Source organism: Streptomyces syringium (genome assembly GCF_017876625.1).
Taxonomy (GTDB): domain Bacteria; phylum Actinomycetota; class Actinomycetes; order Streptomycetales; family Streptomycetaceae; genus Streptomyces; species Streptomyces syringius.
Window position 1 is genome coordinate 1,441,054 of record NZ_JAGIOH010000001.1, and the last position, 17,116, is coordinate 1,458,169.

The 17,116-nt window shown below is 71.8% G+C and carries 14 protein-coding genes and 2 pseudogenes; 9 read left to right on the top strand and 7 right to left on the bottom strand.

From position 1 onward, the window contains the following. The first annotated feature begins 43 nt into the window (after positions 1-43). Positions 44-1,588 (top strand): ATP-dependent DNA ligase, encoded by a 1,545-nt coding sequence (locus tag JO379_RS06295; protein ID WP_209514295.1) that lies wholly within the window; start codon positions 44-46, stop codon positions 1,586-1,588. Between the two features lie 19 nt (positions 1,589-1,607). Here the strand turns inward: JO379_RS06295 and JO379_RS06300 are convergent, their stop codons facing one another. Then, positions 1,608-3,647, bottom strand: a complete 2,040-nt coding sequence (locus JO379_RS06300) for a glycoside hydrolase (RefSeq protein ID WP_209514297.1) — start codon at positions 3,645-3,647, stop codon at positions 1,608-1,610. Between the two features lie 350 nt (positions 3,648-3,997). Here JO379_RS06300 and JO379_RS06305 point away from each other — a divergent pair, with 350 nt between their 5' ends. The 4 genes and pseudogenes from JO379_RS06305 to JO379_RS33140 all read left to right on the top strand — a co-directional run bounded on the left by JO379_RS06305 (position 3,998) and on the right by JO379_RS33140 (position 7,083). Beyond that, on the top strand, positions 3,998-4,660 hold the full coding sequence (locus JO379_RS06305; protein ID WP_130876766.1) for a hypothetical protein: 663 nt from the start codon (positions 3,998-4,000) through the stop codon (positions 4,658-4,660). Between the two features lie 431 nt (positions 4,661-5,091). Then, on the top strand, positions 5,092-5,229 hold the full coding sequence (locus JO379_RS06310) for a hypothetical protein (RefSeq protein ID WP_209514300.1): 138 nt from the start codon (positions 5,092-5,094) through the stop codon (positions 5,227-5,229). Between the two features lie 84 nt (positions 5,230-5,313). Next, positions 5,314-6,484, top strand: a pseudogene (locus tag JO379_RS06315) (JmjC domain-containing protein). A 428-nt stretch (positions 6,485-6,912) separates the two neighbouring features. Beyond that, the gene (locus tag JO379_RS33140; protein ID WP_245381397.1) at positions 6,913-7,083 is read left to right on the top strand and encodes a hypothetical protein; all 171 of its coding nucleotides are present in this window, start codon (positions 6,913-6,915) and stop codon (positions 7,081-7,083) included. On the opposite strand, the pseudogene JO379_RS33145 reads toward JO379_RS33140, so the two are convergent. Continuing rightward, positions 7,074-7,330 (bottom strand): annotated as a pseudogene (locus JO379_RS33145) (hypothetical protein); the annotation flags it as partial. The gene JO379_RS33140 and the pseudogene JO379_RS33145 sit on opposite strands and share 10 nt — an antisense overlap. Positions 7,331-7,528: 198 nt before the next feature. Next, positions 7,529-7,942 (bottom strand): ankyrin repeat domain-containing protein, encoded by a 414-nt coding sequence (locus JO379_RS06325; protein WP_130876767.1) that lies wholly within the window; start codon positions 7,940-7,942, stop codon positions 7,529-7,531. A 431-nt stretch (positions 7,943-8,373) separates the two neighbouring features. Here JO379_RS06325 and JO379_RS06330 point away from each other — a divergent pair, with 431 nt between their 5' ends. Next, on the top strand, positions 8,374-8,568 hold the full coding sequence (locus JO379_RS06330) for a hypothetical protein (RefSeq protein ID WP_130877060.1): 195 nt from the start codon (positions 8,374-8,376) through the stop codon (positions 8,566-8,568). A 42-nt stretch (positions 8,569-8,610) separates the two neighbouring features. Continuing rightward, on the top strand, positions 8,611-10,524 hold the full coding sequence (locus JO379_RS06335; RefSeq protein ID WP_207303845.1) for a hypothetical protein: 1,914 nt from the start codon (positions 8,611-8,613) through the stop codon (positions 10,522-10,524). On the opposite strand, the gene JO379_RS06340 is transcribed toward JO379_RS06335, so the two are convergent. Then, positions 10,512-12,017, bottom strand: coding sequence for an SCO1417 family PLP biosynthesis transcription factor (locus JO379_RS06340; RefSeq protein ID WP_130876768.1), 1,506 nt, complete (start codon positions 12,015-12,017; stop codon positions 10,512-10,514). The two genes, JO379_RS06335 and JO379_RS06340, sit on opposite strands and share 13 nt — an antisense overlap. Positions 12,018-12,207: 190 nt before the next feature. Between JO379_RS06340 and yczE the strand changes: the two genes are divergently transcribed. Together yczE and JO379_RS06350 are read left to right on the top strand one after the other, a co-directional pair. Further along, the gene (gene yczE, locus JO379_RS06345; RefSeq protein WP_209514302.1) at positions 12,208-12,918 is read left to right on the top strand and encodes a membrane protein YczE; all 711 of its coding nucleotides are present in this window, start codon (positions 12,208-12,210) and stop codon (positions 12,916-12,918) included. A 257-nt stretch (positions 12,919-13,175) separates the two neighbouring features. Continuing rightward, positions 13,176-13,550: an RNA polymerase-binding protein RbpA gene (locus JO379_RS06350; protein ID WP_087929069.1), complete on the top strand. Its 375-nt coding sequence runs from the start codon at positions 13,176-13,178 to the stop codon at positions 13,548-13,550. A gap of 246 nt (positions 13,551-13,796) precedes the next feature. On the opposite strand, the gene fxsA is transcribed toward JO379_RS06350, so the two are convergent. The 3 genes from fxsA to lnt form a co-directional block, all read right to left on the bottom strand. Next, positions 13,797-14,396, bottom strand: a complete 600-nt coding sequence (fxsA, locus tag JO379_RS06355; RefSeq protein WP_242625943.1) for an FxsA family membrane protein — start codon at positions 14,394-14,396, stop codon at positions 13,797-13,799. Positions 14,397-14,463: 67 nt separating this feature from the next. Then, complete coding sequence (locus tag JO379_RS06360; protein WP_130876770.1) at positions 14,464-15,234, bottom strand: polyprenol monophosphomannose synthase; 771 nt, start codon at positions 15,232-15,234, stop codon at positions 14,464-14,466. After that, positions 15,231-17,105, bottom strand: a complete 1,875-nt coding sequence (gene lnt, locus JO379_RS06365; protein ID WP_307841907.1) for an apolipoprotein N-acyltransferase — start codon at positions 17,103-17,105, stop codon at positions 15,231-15,233. Before lnt ends, JO379_RS06360 begins: the two co-directional genes overlap by 4 nt. Positions 17,106-17,116 lie beyond the last annotated feature (11 nt).

Below are 17,116 nucleotides of genomic sequence, written 5' to 3' on the forward strand. Positions count from 1 at the left end.
GATCCGGGAGGCGCCCGGGCGGCGCACGACGCACGATGAACGCATGCTTCTTGTCGATATCGCCCGGGTGTCAGCACAGGTGGCGGCGACCAGCGCGCGGTCGGTCAAGATCTCTCTGCTGGCGGAGCTGTTCCGAAAAGCCGAGCCCGACGAGGCGCCGATCGCCATTCCGTACCTGGCCGGCCGGCTGCCGCAGCGCAGGATCGGTGTCGGATGGAGCACCCTGCGCGACGCCGCCGCCCCGGCGGACGCCCCGACCCTGACCGTCCGGGAGGTGGACGCCGCCCTCACCCGGATCGCGGGCGTGACGGGCAAGGGCGCGCAGGGCGAACGCAAGCGGCTGGTGAACGCGCTGATGGGCGCGGCCACGGCCGAGGAGCAGCGCTTCCTGCTGGGGCTGATCGGCGGTGAGCTGCGGCAGGGCGCCCTGGACGCGCTGGCCGTGGAGGGGCTGGCGGCGGCGACGGACGCGGCCCCGGCGGACGTACGGCGGGCGGTGATGCTGGGCGGCTCCCTCGGCACGGTCGCCCGCGCACTGCTGGCCGGAGGGCCGGGGGCGCTGGCGGACTTCCGGCTGGAGGTGGGGCGGCCGGTACAGCCGATGCTCGCGCACAGCGCCAAGGACGTGGACGAGGCCCTGGACCGGCTCGGGCCGTGCGCGGTGGAGGAGAAACTGGACGGCATCCGGGTGCAGGTGCACCGGGACGGTGAAGCGGTGCGGGTCTACACCCGCACCCTGGACGAGATCACCGAGCGGCTGCCCGAACTGGCGCGGGTGGCCCGGGAGCTGCCGGTGTCCCGGGCCGTGCTGGACGGTGAACTCATCGCCCTGGACGCGACGGGCCGCCCGCGCCCGTTCCAGGAGACCGCCGGCCGGGTCGGCTCCCGGACGGACGTGGCGGGGGCGGCCGTCACCGTGCCGCTCTCACCCGTCTTCTTCGACCTGCTGTCGGTCGACGGCCGGGACCTGCTGGAGCTGCCGACGGCCGAACGGCACGCGGAGCTGGCACGGGTGGTGCCCGAGCCGCTGCGCGTACGACGGCTGGTGGTCGCCGACCCGGCGGACGCCGGGGCCCGCACGGCGGCGCGGGAGTTCGCGGCCGAGGTGCTGCGGCGCGGCCACGAGGGGGTGGTGGCCAAGGCGCTGGACGCGCCGTACAGCGCGGGGCGGCGCGGTGCTTCCTGGCTGAAGGTGAAGCCGGTGCACACCCTGGACCTGGTGGTGCTGGCCGCCGAGTGGGGCCACGGGCGGCGGACCGGCAAGCTGTCGAATCTGCACCTGGGGGCGCGCCGTGCGGACGGTTCGTTCGCCATGCTCGGCAAGACCTTCAAGGGGCTGACGGACGTGCTGCTGGCCTGGCAGACCGAGCGGCTCCGGGAGCTGGCGCTCTCCGACGACGGCTTCGTGGTGACCGTGCGCCCGGAGCTGGTGGTGGAGATCGCCTTCGACGGCGTCCAGCGGTCCACCCGGTACCCGGAGGGGGTGACCCTGCGGTTCGCGCGGGTGCTGCGCTACCGGGAGGACAAGACGGCGGAGGAGGCGGACACGGTGGAGAGCGTGCTGGCGGGCCTGATCCCCGAGGGCTAGCCCGGTCCGCCGTTCGAGGTCACCGGTTGACGTCGGCGGGGCACAGGCGCCGCGGCTTCTTGTCGCCGCTCAGCTTCGCGTCGACACAGCCGCCGGGCAGCCCGCCGTGGGCCTTCGTGCCGAAGTTGGCGGTGACGGTGAGGGTGCCGTCGCCGAAGACGGTGCGCTGGACGGTGCGGTCGGCGTTCAGGGTGCGGAAGCCGGTCATGGCCTGGGTGCCGGCCGCCTCGTGCAGGGGTTTGAAGTACTTCTGCAGCGCGGCGAGTTCGCTGCCGCGCTCCTGGATGGACGTGCCGTCGAGGACGAAGTTGAGCGGGGTGTTGTAGAGCATCGCCAGCAGGGCGCGGGTGGTCTTCTGCTGCGGGAGCTTGTCGTAGGACAGCTCCCACCGCTCGGTGTTGACGAGCGAGTCGTGCAGCGCGGTCTCGAACAGCGGGACGCGGTAGGCGGGGTCGTACATGGCCTTCGCGACATCGGCGGGGAGCTCGGCGGGCTTGAAGAAGATTCCCGGGGCCTTGGCGGGGGTGTAGCCGCCCCACTTCTCCTTGTCCCTCTGCGCCTTCCACAGCCCGTCGACGACGGGGGTGCCGGATCCGTGGTCGAAGGCGAGCACCTGGTTGGACCAGGCGCCCGCGGACTCGGAGCCGAGGACGAGACGGTTCTTGCCGGACAGCCGCTGCATCCGGGCGAGCCGGTTGGCACGGTCGCGGGACTGGTCCATGGGGTGGGCGTCGCTGTGGTCGCGGAACAGCTCACCGGCGGCGTCGACGTCGAGGAAGTAGCTGTCGGCACCGTTGGCGGTCATCTTCTTGGTGCGGTCGGCGAGGTAGTGCCGGGTGGGCTCGGCCTTCTCGAACGCCTCGGAGCTGAGGTAGCAGCCGCGGTCGTGGAATCCGGGGACGGGCTTGCCGTCGGCGCCCTGAACGCAGAAGTCCGGATAGACCTTGTCGGGCCAGGCGGAGGTGGGGGCGTCGGAGGACTTGGGGTCCTGGCCGTTGGCGAAGGAGTCGTACGGCCCGACGAGGTACCCGGCCTTCTTGGCGGCGGCGACGGCGGCGGCGTCCATGGGCGTGTCGTCGGCGTCGTAGCCGAGCCACATCCGGTCCACGCCGAGCGCCCGCAGCTTCTTCATACCCTCGGCGGTACGGGCGTCGCCCCACGTGTAGGCATGGAAGGCACCGAGCAGCTTCTTGGTGGCCGGCACCGCGTCGATCTTGGCGCGCAGACTGCCGAGCTGCCCGTGCTGCTCCAGCCAGGCACGGTAGTCGACGGCGGGCGCGACGGGGGAACCGTCGGTGAGGGCGAAGGTGACGGTGTAGTCGGTGGTGCCCTCGCCGCGGGAGAACCGGTGGGTGGCGGTGGTGCGCAGCCGCCCGTGGTCGGACACCGATCGCAGGGAGGTGCCGATGTCGGTGGGCACGAGATAGCTGACGCCGCGGCCACCGAGGGTGTGCCCCCACAGCGGCATGGTCAGCGCCGAGGACATGTCGAGCTCACTGTTGACGAGCTGCGCACGGTCGGAGTTCCAGAACGCGTCGCCCACGGGTATGGACAGCCCTTCGCCCCGCGGCAGTTGCACGGCGGAGGCGGCCCGGTCGGTCCCGGTGACGGGCCAGCTCAGTGTGCGGTCGGCGGCGCCGGTGGACTTGACGGAAACGACGAGCCGCCCTTGCTCGGAGCGGGCGGTGACGGCCAGCCCGCTGCCTGGGTACGTCCAACGCGCGCCGTCGGCGGTGACGGTCACCTTCCCGGCCTTGCCGGGAGCGGTGGCGGCGGGGGCGGAGAGCTCGACTTCTCCCTTCGGCGTGCGTGCCGTCACGCGGAGCGTGGCCGTGTCGACGGTGGCGGTGCCGCCGCGGACGGGCAGGTCGACGAGGTGACCGGCGTGGACGCGGGCCGACTGCGGTGCGCTGGCGGCGGTTTGGGCCTTGGCCTGGGGTGCGGTCGCCTGGGCCACCTCGGCGAGGGTGACGCACGGGACGGTGACCGCGAGGGCCACGGCGGCGGCACGGACGGTGCGGGCGGTCCGGGCATTCCGGCGGGAGGTGATGAAGTGCATGAGGAGTTGATAACGAACGGGATTAAGAAGGTTCTAAGACGCGGCGGTTGGCGGGGCGGCCGAGGCGCGTCGCTGACTGGCCGTGGGCTGGGCTCCCCCTCCGCCGGGGTGACTGCCCGTCAAGCCCGCATCAGTGCGCTCGCCGACGCCGGCACCTGTTCGGAGCCGCTTGGACGTCGTCGCACCCCATACCGCACAAATCAACCCATCACGTAAAACCGCCTACGAGTCGCAGCGCACACTGCAATGCTTATGTGCAGCGCAACTCGTGAGAGGTAATGGTGAGCCAGCCACCGAATGCCCCAAGGGGTCCCAGAGCACTCAACCCACTGTGGATCATCTCGCTGTTCTTGACGGTATCAGAAGCCGCCGCAGGTGCGGCGGCCACCCAAACGCAAGGCTGGCTGCAAGCGGTTCTGGTGCTCTTTTCCGTGATCTTTCCGATAGGAGTCGCCTCCGCGTTTTTCACGATCCTCGTGCAGCGACCCTACGTCCTCTACGCGCCGAAGGACTACTCCAAGAACCCGAGCGTACGAGACTTCGTCAACGCTCTCAACACTTCACGCAACCGCAGCGTGGAAAACATGGAGGCGTCAATTCGCTCGGCAATAGAGGAGGTGATCCCGAAGATGCTCGATGCGAAGATGGGCGCCATCGGCAAGGACGCCATAGTGGCAGGGGTGATCGAGAGCGCACGCGAAGACTTCCGCCATCGCTTCATCGAGGTCTCCTACAGCCAAATGGATCACGATGTGGCGTCGGTGCGCATTCCGGTAGGCGACGACACCCTCGTGCAGGAATTCCTGAACGAGGCGTGGTCGTTCGCGCCGGAGTGGGTCCCGCCGTACACGTACGGAGACAAGTGGGTGTTGATCGACGAAAAGAAGGGACACGCCTACCGCAGGATGGGAACAGCCTGGGCCCGCCTGCAAAGAAAAGAGTCGGACGACAGGCTGCTTTACAGTACGGGGATTTCAGCAGGGGACACCCTGCATGCCGTGCCGCTCAGCTAGCGGCTCGCACAGGCGCCTACCGTCGCGCCTGTTTGCGTTGCAGCGCCGGGATCGCCACGATCTTCTCGGCATCGAGATGGCCCCATAAGATCCCGGCCGGGCGATTTGGCGCATACGCTCATTCATTCGGACACCTCCCCCTGCTGGGTGGCCAGTTGAGCGCAACTGTCGGCCCGCCGCAATCACCTCAGCTCAACGGGGGTTAACAGCAGCTCGGTTAACCCCTGTCGGCTTCCGACTCGTTGCCCGTCGGGATTCCCTGGAAGGGTGCACGGAGGCGAGTTCACCACTGCTCAGCCGAAGGACTGGCGTCTTGTGCGCACCAACTAGGTGGAGCAGAACCGCCCTCTAACGGTACTGGCAAGGCACCCCCATTTGGGGATGGGCCGGCAACCGTCGACCCTGGGCGACCAGGAGATGGAGTCACGCACATGGCAGCGCAGAAGGACAACCTGCTGATCGGCGTCGAGAGCCTGACCAAGGTCCAGGACCGCTTCACCGCCGAGGCGCGGAGTCCGACCCCACCGGCACCTCCGCGGGCGACGACGGCGAGAACCGCGACGGCCTGAACCTCCCCCAGGAGTAGCGCCACCAGCACACCACAGCACCGACCAGGGGCTCGTCGTACACGGCGGGCCCCCGACCCTCGCCCCATGACGCAGACCGGTGCACTCGGAGCCGCCTTCGCCCAGGGGACGATCGAGGATGTTTCCCTGCTCGACCGGCTGCTCAATCCCAGCAAGCTGTTGGACCTGGTGATGCGCCGCAGCGTCACCACGCCCCAGTTCCGCATCTTCCAGAGCGGCGTCGAACTGCACCCCGGCCGCTATATCCACCCCTCCGTCACCCGACGCGGACAGGCCATCCCCATGGCTGACATGCGACGCGCCGGGGAACTGATGCGAGAGGGCTGCATGATGGTCCTGGATGAGGTCGACTTCTTCGACCCGACCATGGAGGCCACCTGCCGCGCACTCCAGTGGTGGGCCCGCGAACTGGTCCAGGTCAACGCTTACCTGACCACGCAGGACGCCAGCGGCTTCAAGCTCCACTGGGGCGACCACAACGTCGTAGTCGTCCAGGCCCGCCGGCCGCAAGAGCTGGGAGGTCCGTGGCGCCTCGCGCAAGGTGCCGATGTACCGCGACTCGGCCCCCAACTCCGAGCCCGGCGACGAGATCGTGTGGCAGGGCGTCATGGAGCCCGGGGACGTGATGCACATCCCGCGCGGTTTCTGGCACCAGGCCACACGGGACGACCAGGGCGACGGTTACAGCCTGCACGCCACTTTCGGCATCGTGAAGCGCGTCGGCGTGAACTGGCTGGCCTGGCTCACCGACCAGGCGCGAACCCAGAAGCTGTTCCGGTGCGACCTGGACCGCTGGAACTCGGTCGGCCAGTGGGAGGGGCAACAGCAGCTCCTGGCCAAGGCTGTTGCCGAGATGGCCGCCAAGCTGACACCTCAGGGCTTCCTCGATGCCCGCGAGCGGGAACGCCCGGCCGCCCGCCATGTGCCCGCGACCGGCCTGTTCGGCAAGCCTGCGGCCGTCGTATGCGTCACGGACTTCGAGCCCGTGATCCAGCAACACCGTGACACCGTGGACGTCCTCGCCGCAGGCAAGAAGCTCACCTTCGCCGGCAAGGCGTACCCCGCCCTCACCCTGCTCCTCAGCGGCCACCCCGTCGACATCTGCGACACCGCTGAGAAGACCGGCGTGGACGTGGAACAGCTCGCCGAGATCCTGCTGAAGGAGGAGCTGTGCACGGAGCTGACCCCCGCCTTGTCCTCGGCCTACACCGGTCTCGTCACCATCGCGACATCCTGACGCCCGCGCTTCACCTCGGCGTCACCGCACTGGACACCGCGGCTCCCTACCTCGGATTCCGCTCACACACGGCATTGGCCGAGACTGCGGCCGATCTGTTGCCGAAGTTCACCCTCTCCACAAAGATGGGCTCCTCCATAACCCCGAGCGGAGCCTCACGGGCCTGTCCCCGGCTGACGGCCACTCTCTCCTCGGCAGCGCCTGCATCGCTCTGGCCGACGCCGCCCGCGAGGGCCTGTGCTGTGCCTGGGGCGTGGCCTCGTGGGACCCCCGGCCGCTTGGGACGGTGGGGGTGGACGGCCTGCCTTCTCCGGACGGCTTGACGATCCGGGCCGGGCTCCTCGTAGGGGTCGACCTCCTCGATGCCACGGCGATCCTGCGTCGGTCCCCGGCCGTTCCTGCGACCGCCCCACGACGGTCTGTCCCGCATGCAGGCAGCGTTCCGGACCGCGTTCCACCTGCCCAGAGTTGCCGCAACGGCGGTCGGCACCGACGATCCCGGTCACCTGGCCCAACTGGTGCTGGCCCTGGGCGCCAAGGTGGACACTGCTGCCGTCAACCAGTACCTGTGCGCCCTCCACTCACGCCGTCAGAGCTGAAGCTCAGCCACCAGGCGTTCGGCTTCCTTCCGGGCCGGCGCCAGTAGCGGGTCCTCCTCGTAGGCGTGCGGTCCGACGATCTTCGACAGGAAGACAGCGCCATCAGCTTGCCGTCCCGGCTCTCCAAGTCCGCACGCCGCTCCCGGCGGACGCGGTCCGCGAGTGCCGGGACGGCCAGCGCGTTGCCCCACAGCGTTGCGGCGTCCAAGCCCCGGGGCGCCAGACCCCAGTCCTCCCAGTCGATGACTCGCGACCTCCTCAGCGAACGGACGACCGTAGCAGGAGAGGGCTCGCCGTTCAGGCGAAGAACCCTGACGGGCGACGCGTGGCCCTGGCCAGCGACACCGACCGGATCAGCGGGTGCACCACCGTGCCGGTATGGCCTTCCCGCCACACCAAGCAAGGGGCGGGCGCCCGGCCTCCCCGGTGCCCGCCCCCACCCGCCTCACTCCCCCCGGAACAGCTCCACCAGGTCCTGGCGGCCGAAGACCGCCGCCGCCTCGGTCGCCGAGGGGGAGCCCGCCTCCGGGTCCGCGCCGTGGGCGAGGAGGACGCGGACGACCTCGTCCTCGCCCTTGAAGACGGCGCCGCCGAGCGGGGTCTGGCCGCGGTCGTTGGGGCGGTTGGGGTCGGCGCCGCGCTGGAGCAGGGCGTTCACGGCGTCGAGGTGGCCGTGGTAGGCGGCCAGCATGATGAGGGAGTCACCCCTGTCGTTGGTGAGGTTGGCCGGTACACCCGCGTCCACATACGCGGCGAGCGTGTCCGTGTCCCCGTGTCGTGCCAGGTCGAAGACCTTGGACGCGAGCTGGAGTACCTCGGGGTCGTGTGCGGGCTCGGTCTCGGGGGTCGACTCGGTCATGGTCTGCGGTCCTCCGGGTTCGGCGCCTGGAACGGCACCCCGACTTGGGTGCCGCTCCACCCTACGTACGGCCGCGCGCGGGGGAACCGGCAGTGCCGTGCGGCGCGCGCCTCTTCGGCCAACCGGCCCCGGGCGGAGCTCACCGGTGAACGCGCGGACGGCCCCGGCGGAGTCGGGCGCGTCCGTCCGGGTGAATCACCGTCGATCCCCATCGGCGGACGCCAAGGGCGTGGCAGGGGCGTCGATGATCGCCGGGGAGCCGGTTTCGGGCCGTGATTGCGGGGTTCGCCTCCCCCGGTGAAGTGATCACCCATCCTCCCGATCGAGTGAATCGAACGATAAATAACCCCTTTGCCGCTTTTGCCGTATTAACACTTTCTGTGAGGCTGGAGGGACTCATGGTGACCGTCCCCCACCAACAGGAGAACCCCATGATCCTGACCATCTCCGGCGTCGTGCTCCTCGGTGTCGTCGTGTTCCTGTTCTTCAGGAAGGACGGCCTGAAGGCATCGCACGCGCTCGTCTGCTGCCTCTTCGGCTTCTACCTCGCGGGAACGGCGATCGCGCCCAGCATCAAGGCGGGCGGGGCGAGCCTCGCGAGCCTGCTGGGCGGGCTCAAGTTCTGACGCCTCCCGCACCCCCGCACGTACCGACAACAGGAGACCGACGTGGGCCGGCGTACGCTCCCCCGCTTTCTGTCCGAGAACCCGACCATCACCCGTGTCCGGGAGTTCTCGCGCACCGTCGCCGACAATGCCGCTGATGTGCTCCACCCGCTGATCGTCGTCTCGCGTGGGCTGCGTTCCCTGGCCGCTTCCGGGCGGCGCAAGTGGGCCGAGACCCCGAAGGAACGGCGGGGGCCCACGGTGGTCCTGGTGGGCTCGTGCGTGTTCATCGTGGCGCTCGTGCCGTACGGGCCGGTGCTCGCCACGATCGGGCTGATGGCGGCGGCCGCCTGGGCGGGGCGCCGGAACGCGCCCCAGCCGGCGGCGGAGGTGGACGAGGCGGACACCGGACGGCTCCAGGCGCTGTACGAGGCCCTGGTGCCGTACTTCGCGGCCCCCGGGGACCCTGCGCCGCTCTACGCGCACGGGGGCAGCTGGAGTGCGGCCTTCGAGGGGCACGCCTTCGACGACCGGGGACGGCTGACCGCCCTCCGGCTGCGCTACCCCGCCTACTTCACCGACGGCGACGCCGAATCCCGCACCCGGATCGAGCAGTTGCTGCACCTCAAGGCCGGCCGGGGCCGGGAGTACCGCTTCGACTGGGACGAGGCGGGCAACCGCCTCGCCCTGCACGCGCTGCCCGCGCTCGACACCGACGTCTTCGCCCAGCGGTTCGTCACCGCGCCCGGCGAGGCCGTGCTCGGCTTCACCGACGCCTCGGACGTCCAGCGGACCCTGCCGGTGACCGCGGGCGACGAGACCCGCGACGCACCGCCCGTCGTGTGGCGCACGGGCCAGCGGTCCACCGAGCCGCACCTGCTGGCCCTCGGCCAGCCGTCGAGCGGCACCACGACGCTGCTGCGCTCGATCGCTCTGCAGGTCCTCCACCACGGCGACGTCGTGGTGGTCGACGGCAGCGGCGCGGGCGAGTACGCCTTCCTGCGCGGCCGGGACGGGGTGCTGGCCGTCGAATCCTCCCTGCCGGGCGCCCTCGCGACGCTGGAGTGGGCGGCGCACGAGACCGAGCGCCGGCTGCTGACCGCCAACCACGCCCGCCAGCAGGGCCGCCCGACGCCCGAGGACATCCGCCGCCCCTTGTGGGTCATCGTCGACCGGCCCACGGTGCTGAGCCATCTCGCCCGGGGCGAGGGGCGCCGCGATCCGCAGGAACTGCTCCAGGTACCCCTGCGGCACGGCCGGGTCGGCAACGTCACCGTCGCGGTGGCCGAACAGCTCGACGGCTACGAGCAGCTGACCGAGCCGGTCCGGACCCACACCCGCGCCCGGCTGGTCCTCGGCGCCGTGACCCCCGATCAGGTGTGCACCGCGCTCGGCGCGCCACCGCACACCACACCGGCGCGGGACGTCCCGCCGGGCCGCGGCTACGCCCGGCTGGGCTCGGGCCCGGTGCACCGGGTCCAGGTGCCGCACACCCCGAACCCGTACGACGAGGAGACGACCGACGCCCAGCGCGAGGCGGTGCTGTCCCTGCTGCCCGAGACCGCTCCCGTCCCGGGTGCGGCGGAGGACCCCTGGTCGTACGCGGACCCCGCCCCGACCGCCGCCTCCGCCCCTCCCCCTGTCTCCGCCTCTGTCTCCACCTCCGTCCCCATCTCCGCCTATGCCTCCGCCTCCGCTTATGACCCCGACCCGGACTCGACGGAGGGCGGCGCGGGCGCGGCGTGGGCGACCGCCGTCCCGGCGGCCGACGACGGCGGACCCACCTGGGCGGGCACCGACCCGGTGTGGCTCAGTGTGGATTCGACGCAGGCCGGCCCCGGTTTGGCCTGGGCCGGTGCCGAACTGGCGGAGGCCGGCGAGGGCCGGCCGGGGCACGGTCCGGCCGGACCGGACACCGGTGACCGTGCCGGCCCCCACCACCCCGGCACGGACCCGAAGCCGCTTCAGGCCACGTAGGTCCGCGGGGCCTCGACCGCTGCCGTCGCGCCGCTCGCCACCAGGCGGGCGGCCTCCGCGAGCCGGGTCGCGGCCTCCTCGGCGACCGCCCCCGTGACGGTGAACGGGAGCCGTACGAAGCCCTCGAAGGCCCCGTCGACACCGAAGCGCGGACCGGAGGGCACCCGCACGCCGAGCCGCTCCCCCGCCTCGGCGATCCGCGATCCCGAGAGGCCGCCGGTGCGCACCCACAGGGTGAGCCCGCCCTTCGGGACGGTGAACTCCCAGTCGGGCAGGTGACGGCCGAGGGCGTCGACGAGCGCGTCACGGTTCTCCAGCGTCTGGGTGCGCCGTATACCGATGGAGGCGTCCCAGCCCTCGGTGCTGAGCAGCCAGGTCACGGCGAGCTGTTCGAGCACGGGCGTGCCGAGGTCGGCGTAGGCGCGGGCGGCGACGAGGCTGCGGATGACGTCGGGGGCCGCGCGCACCCAGCCGATCCGCAGCCCCGCCCAGAACGTCTTGCTGGCCGAGCCGACGGTGATCACCGCGCTGCCCGCCGGGTCGAAGGCGCAGACGGGCCGGGGCATGGCGACGCCCGGTTCGAGGCACAGGTCGGACATGGTCTCGTCGGCGATGAGGAGGGTGCCGGCGGCCCGCGCGGCCTCGACGAGTTCCCGGCGCTGCTCCTCGGGGGCCAGCGCGCCGGTCGGGTTGTGGAAGTCGGCGATGACGTAGGCGAGGCGGGGCGCGGCGTCGCGCAGCACCTGACGCCAGGCGGGCAGGTCCCAGCCGGCGAGCCGGTCGGCCATCGCGACGGGCACGAGCCGGGTGCCGGCCTCGCGCATGAGCTGCAGGACGTTGGCGTACGAGGGGGACTCGACGGCGACCCGCTCGCCGTGCCCGGCGAACAGCCGACAGATCGCGGCGACGGCGCCCATGGCCCCCGTGGTCACCATGATCTGCTCGGGCATGGTCGGGATGCCGCGGGCGGTGTAGCGGTCGGCGAGGGCCTGGCGCAGGGCGGGCAGCCCGGCGGGGTAGTCACCGTGGGTGTGGGCGTACGGCGGCAGCTCCTCGAGGGCGCCCTGGAAGGCGCGGGTGAGCCACGGCTCGGGCGCGGTGAGGGCGGCGCAGCCCAGGTCGATCACGGAGCCGACGGCCTCCGGCGGGAGGGGGTCGAGTCCGCGGGTGGGCAGCGGGTTTCCGGCGGGCACGGCCGTCCAGCTGCCGGCGCCGCGGCGGGATTCGAGGAAGCCCTCGCCGCGCAGGGCCTCGTAGGCGGCGGCGACGGTGGTGCGGCTGACGGAGAGCGCCGCGGCGAGTTCCCGCTCGGCGGGCAGCCGCGCGGCGACCGGGACGCGGCCTTCCAGGACGAGCAGCCGGATGCCGTCCGCGAGGGAGCGGTAGGCGGGTGAGCGACGGCCGCCGATCGGGGTCACGGTGTCGCGCGCGTGCTGCGAACCGAGGAGACGCGCCAACTGCGGCGCCCCCACCGAAGAGGTCCACTGACTCATCTCGTGCGGTCCACCTTTCGGGAATTGGCCATGGAGTACATCCTCCACCAGTCCACAGACTGGCACGCGGCAGGCCACCCGTACCACCGGTGGCCGCCGAAAATAGGCTTTAGGCCGAATTCATTCGGCCCGCCCCGGTCCGGCGCAGCCCGGCTCCGGACGACGAAGTACGACCCAGCAGGAGGAACCATTGTCCGCGTCAGGGGGGCCGTCCCTCGCCCGCCGTCTGGTCCAGCTGTACGGCGGGCTGGTGCTGTACGGGGTGAGCGCGGGGCTGCAGCTGCGGGCGGGGCTCGGGCTGGCACCGTGGGACGTCCTGAGCCAGGGTGTCGCGGGGCGTACGGGCCTGTCGATCGGGACGGTGTCCATCCTCATCGGGGCGCTCGTGCTGCTCCTGTGGGTGCCGCTGCGCCAGCGGCCCGGCCTGGGCACGGTCTCGAACGTGCTGGTGATCGGCCTGGCGCTGGACGCGACGCTGACCCTGACCCCGGCCCCCGGACCGCTGTGGGTGCGGGTTCCGCTGCTGGTCCTCTCGATCGTGCTGGGCGCGGTGGCGACCGGGCTCTACATCACCCCGCGCTTCGGCCCGGGTCCGCGGGACGGGCTGATGACCGGCCTGCACCGCAGGACCGGGCGCTCGGTGCGGCTGGTGCGCACCTGCATCGAGGTGGTCGTGCTGGCGACGGGGTTCGCGCTCGGCGGCTCGGTGGGCGCCGGGACGGTGCTGTACGCGGTGGGCATCGGGCCGCTGTCCCAGTTCTTCCTGCGCGCCTTCGCCCTGCCGGAGCGGCCGGAGCAGCCCCGGCCCGAGGACCCGGAAGGCCCCCGAGAGCCGCGCGATACGGCCGTTCCGGTGGCCTCCCCGGCGGTCACGGCACGCGAAGTTCCGGACCTGGTTTAGGCCACGGACCGGCGGGCCGGTAGTGTACGCCTTTGACCCACCGGACGGACCGTTACTGCGCGCTGAATAGGCAGAAACACAGGGTGACATCTGTTGTCAGATGTGACAAACCGGGCGCTGGTGGGTACAACAAGGGGCGGCACGACGGGCGACGCATGTCCCTCAACGGGGAATCTTCACCGCCGACCGGACGTTGACCGGATGACGACGACAGCGACACCTGTCCTGTGGGCGACAAAGCCCGGGAGGCACGATTCATGAGTGAGCGAGCTCTCCGCGGCACGCGACTTGTGGTTACCAGCTACGAGACCGACCGCGGCATCGATCTGGCCCCGCGCCAGGCGGTGGAGTACGCATGCCCGAACGGACATCGATTTGAGATGCCGTTCTCGGTAGAGGCGGAGATTCCGCCGGAGTGGGAGTGCAAGGCGTGCGGCGCCGTGGCACTCCTGGTAGACGGCGATGGTCCTGAGGAGAAGAAGGGCAAGCCCGCGCGTACGCACTGGGACATGCTCATGGAGCGGCGTACCCGCGAGGAGCTCGAGGAGGTGCTGGCCGAGAGGCTGGCCGTCCTGCGCTCCGGTGCCATGAACATCGCCGTGCATCCGCGGGACAACCGCAAGTCCGCCTGAGTTTGTCGGGGCGGCATAGGGATTGATCCATCGGATCCGTCAAGGGCCCGGGCCACTGCGCTGAGCAGTGGCCCGGGCCCTTGTCCGCGTCATGGGGGCTTGTGGGGGCTTGTCCGCGCCCTGGGGCTGTAGCGCCGACCCGGGGGACGAAGACGGGCATCGGTCACCCGATGCCCGTAAAGCGCCCGTAACGCCCCTGACCGAGTCCCCTGGCCGACTGGCGTCGGCCCGGCCTCCCGGCCCGTCTCAGCGCGGCAGCCGCGGCCCGTCCTGGCGCGGCGCGGGCGGCTCGTCGTCGCGGATGACCTCGCCCTGGACGACCTTGCCGTCGGGCCGGTGCATCCGGGCCTGCTGGAAGGCGTCACCGAGGGGGCCCGGGCCGAAGGCCGCCGCCCGGCGGTCCACGCCGCGCTGCAGGCCCTTGCGCAGCAGCGCGCGGGTCGGCGGGAAGAGGCACAGCAGCCCGGCCGCGTCGGAGAGCAGGCCCGGCACCATCAGCAGCAGCCCGCCCAGCATCGTCAGACCGTTGCCGCCCGTGCTCCCGGTGGCGCCCGGGGCCTGCGCGGCGGCGGGCCCCTGCGCGTCGTCCGGGGCCTTGGGCGGCTGGAGGGAGTCCGTCAGCCGCTTCCAGGCGCGGCGTCCGGCCCGCTTGATCACGAACCCGCCGAGCAGCACACCCCCGGCCAGCAGGGCGAGGACGGTGAGCCCGCCCGCCGCGTCGGCCACCATCATCAGCAGCCAGATCTCCAGCACCGCCCAGACCGCCACGGCCAAGGGGATGAGCCTGCGGGCACGGCCCCGTTTCGGCGGCCGGCCGTCCATCGTCTGCTGTGCTCCGAACGTCATGCCTCAAGTGTGCCTGGGCCGCGCCCGTGGGGAACGCCCCGGGTGGGGGCGTCCGGCGGGGTCCGGGTCAGTTCTTCCCGCCCCGGCCCAGGGCCTTGCCGACCCGGGAGCCGACGCCCCAGGACGTGACCCGCCACAGGGCCTCCGCGACGATGTCGCGGCTCATCTTGCTGTCGCCCAGCTCGCGCTCGACAAAGGTGATGGGGACCTCGACGACGTGGAAGCCGGCCTTCACGGCCCGCCAGGCCAGGTCGACCTGGAAGCAGTAGCCCTGGGAGGCCACCTCGTCCATGCCCAGCCCCTCCAGGGTCTCCCGGCGGAAGGCCCGGAAACCGCCGGTGACGTCGCGGATCGGGACGTCGAGGAGGAGGCGGGAGTAGGTGGAGCCGCCACGGGAGAGGATCTCGCGGGACTTCGGCCAGTTCACGACCCGGCCGCCGGGGACCCAGCGGGAGCCGAGCACCAGGTCGGCGCCCTTGAGGGCGGTGAGCAGCCGGGGCAGCTCCTCGGGCTGGTGGGAGCCGTCGGCGTCCATTTCCACCAGGACGCCGTAGCCGTTGTCCAGGCCCCAGTGGAAGCCGGCCAGATAGGCGGCTCCCAGGCCTTCCTTGCCCTTGCGGTGCAGCACCTTGACGTGGTCGTCGTCGGCCGCCAGCTCGTCGGCGAGCTTGCCGGTGCCGTCGGGGCTGTTGTCGTCGGCGACGAGGACGTGCGCCTCCGGCACGGCCGACCGCACCCGGCCGACGATGAGCTTGATGTTCTCCGCCTCGTTATAGGTCGGGATGATCACCAAGGTCGTGCCGAGCGGACCGTATCTCCGCTGACCACCGTCGTTCACTGCTGCCCCTTCTCGTCCGGTCGTCCTCGACGGCCGATCATGATCGCGGCCGCGCAGGACAGAAGGCCCACCATAGCGAGCGCCCATTCGGGCGCGGCACCGGCGCGGTCGGCCACGGTGATCTCGTCCCGCAGGGGGATGGAGGTGCTGATGACGTCACGGGTGAATTCCGCGCTGCGGTGGAGCACCTTGCCGTCGGGGGCGACGACCGCGCTGATGCCGCTCGTCGCGGCGGTGACCACGGCCCGGCCGTGCTCGACCGCCCGCAGCCGCGACATGGCCAGCTGCTGCTCGGGCTGGCCGGTGCGGCCGTAGGTGGCGTTGTTGGTCTGGACGACGAGGGCGCGGGCGCCGGCCATGACGGTGTCGTGGACGATCTCGTCGTAGGCCACCTCGAAGCAGATGACGTCGCCGAGCCGCGCCGGGCCGATCTTCAGCACCCCGGTGTGGTCGCCGGGGTAGAAGTCGCGGGGCACGCGCTGGAGTCGGGTGATGACCTTGCTCAGCTGCTGCCGGAAGGGCACGTACTCGCCGAACGGCACCGGGTGCTGCTTGGTGTACGAGGCGCCGGGGCCCTTCACGGGGTCCCAGACGATGCCCTGGTTGTCGACGTAGCCGGGCTTGCCCGGGTGGTCGACGAGGGCGCCGACGAGGACGGGCACGCCGACCGCCCGCACGGCCTCCTCGATCCGGTCGTAGGCCTCGGCGTACTGGAAGGGATCCAGGTCGGAGGAGTTCTCCGGCCAGATGACCAGGTCGGGCTTCTTCACGCGGCCGGCCTTGATGTCCTTCGCCAGGGCGAGGGTGGCGTCGACGTGGTTGTTGAGGATCATCATCGGGCGGCCGAGGAAGTTCATCCCCGGGTTCTGCACATTGCCCTGGACGATGGCGATGTCGACCGTGTCGGCCGCCTTGGTGGGCACCGGCACGGCGTACCCGGCGAGGACGACGGCCGCGGCCAGCGCGGCGGCCTCGACGGCGGGCAGCGCGGCGCGCACGGCCCGTACGCGGTCGCCGGCGGCCCCCCGCAGGCGCCAGGCGGCGACCACCGCGCAGGCCAGCAGCCCGCCGGTGAGCGCCACGGCGAAGGTGACCAGCGGGGCGCCGCCGAGCGCGGCGAGCGGGGTGAAGGGGGAGCCGGTGTTGGCGAAGGCGAGCCGCCCCCACGGGAAGCCGCCGAAGGGCGTCCGGTCACGGGCCCACTCCTGCGCGACCCACAGACAGGCGCCCCACAGCGGCCAGCCGGGCAGCCGGGAGGTCACGGCCAGGCCCGCGCCGAGGAGGGCGATGAACAGCGCCTCGATGACGGAGAGGCCGAAGACGGCGTCGTAGCCGACCACGTGCAGCCAGCGCAGCAGGAAGAAGAAGAACGGCAGCGCGAAGGCGAAGCCCGTCCAGGCGCCCTGCCGGGCGGTGCGGCCCCGGGTCAGCAGTGCCAGGGCGGCGACGGCCACGAAGGACAGCGGCCACAGGTCGTACGGCGGGAAGGACGCGGTGAGGGCCAGTCCCGCGACGGCGGCGAGGGCACTGCGCCGCGCCTCACGACGGGCCAGTCGGACGAGGCGGGTGAGCCGCGTGGGGCCGCCGGACCGGGATGCCGTGTCACCGGCGGCGGAAACCGCGTCCGGATGCGCGTCTGAAGCGTCCGAGGCGTCGGGGCCGTCCGCCGGTGTCGGCGGTACGGGCGCCTTCGCAGCGTCACCGGCCTCCGGCTGTTCGTCGGCTGCCTGCGGCCGGCCGGCGGCGTTCTCGCGGGCGTCGGGCCGCGCTGGCGGGCCCGGTGGACGCGGGGAGCGGGAAGACGGCCCGCCCGGCCGGCCGACGGTGTCGCCGTCGGCGGCGTCGGCGGTGGTTTCGGGACCCGGGGGCACGGTCGCGCCTT